Source organism: Pseudomonas protegens, from assembly GCF_003732485.1.
GTDB classification, from domain to species: domain Bacteria; phylum Pseudomonadota; class Gammaproteobacteria; order Pseudomonadales; family Pseudomonadaceae; genus Aquipseudomonas; species Aquipseudomonas protegens_B.
Map to the genome: position 1 here is coordinate 122,463 of NZ_MOAK01000073.1, position 1,275 is coordinate 123,737.

1 protein-coding gene and 1 pseudogene are annotated in these 1,275 nt (G+C 68.1%); both read right to left on the reverse strand.

The genetic code is table 11. The features are described from left to right. On the reverse strand, positions 1-933 hold a 933-nt coding region (locus BLX41_RS18800; RefSeq protein ID WP_148059755.1), incomplete at its 3' end, for an AAA family ATPase. Further along, a pseudogene (locus tag BLX41_RS35700) lies at positions 930-1,275 on the reverse strand (DUF4350 domain-containing protein); the annotation flags it as partial. The pseudogene BLX41_RS35700 and the gene BLX41_RS18800, both read right to left, overlap by 4 nt.

Below are 1,275 nucleotides of genomic sequence, written 5' to 3' on the forward strand. Positions count from 1 at the left end.
CCGATGCCGCAGTACGGCCAGGGCACAGCCCTTGATGTCATCCGGAATCACGAATTCGCCGCCCCGCAGCAGGGCCCTTGCCCGGGCTCCGCGCACCAGGGCAATGGAGGCCCGCGGGCCGGCGCCGAGGGTCAGCCCGGGCCAGCTGCGGGTGGCCCGGGCCAGGCGCACGGCATAGTCGAGCACCTGTTCGTCCAGGGGCAGTTCACTGGCGATGCGCTGCAGGGCCAGCACGTCCTTGGCCTGGAGCACGGTACGCAGGGGCTGGACATCGAGCATGTCGGCGCGGGTCGAGCGAGCCACCTGGCGAACCATGTTCAGTTCCTCCTCGGCGTCCGGGTAGTCCATCCGCAACTTGAGCATGAAGCGGTCCAGTTCGGCTTCCGGCAGCGGGTAGGTGCCTTCCTGCTCGATGGGGTTCTGGGTCGCCAGAACCATGAATGGCTGGGCAATGGGCAGGGCCCGGCCTTCCAGGGTCACCTGGCGTTCCTGCATGGCTTCCAGCAGGGCGGCCTGGGTCTTTGCCGGGGCGCGGTTGATTTCGTCCGCCAACAGCAGATTGGTGAACAGCGGGCCCTTGCGCAGTTTGAACTGCTCGGTCTGCAGGTCGTACACCGCGTGGCCGGTGACATCGCTGGGCATCAGGTCCGGGGTGAACTGGATCCGTGCGAACTCACCGCCGAAGCAGCGGGCCAGGGCCCGTACCAGCAGCGTCTTGCCCAGACCGGGGACGCCTTCGAGCAGTACGTGGCCACCGGCGATCAGCGCCGTCAGCACATCATCGATCACGGCCTCCTGGCCGATCACCACCTTCTGCAGTTCCTGGCGCACCGCCTGCGCCAGCTGACTGGCCCGTTGCCGCTGCTGGACCGCATGGGCCTGGGGCTGAGGTGCCTCGGAGGAGTCAAGGGATTCGACGGGTTGTTCGCTCATAGGGCATTCCTGAGAGTTTGCAGGTGGGCGACCTGGTGGCTGAAGTCAGCACCGGAAAGGCGCTGCCCGGACAAGGGTTGCAGGGCTTGGCGCACAGCAGCGACAGGCTGCTGGCTGAGCAGGGCGAGCACGTCCCACTGGGCTTCGGGCTCCAGCTGTTCGAAACCCGGATGACGACGTCGGGCCCGGCGCCGGATATCCAGTTGCAGGGCCTGCAGCAATGGGCCCTGGCCGCCATGGCGCAGGATGAAGTCGGCGCTGGCGCGCAGGTGTTCACGCAGTTGGCGCCGGGCCTTGGGCGCCGGTGCCAGCAACGGACCCTGGCGGCTACCGGCCCGCCCC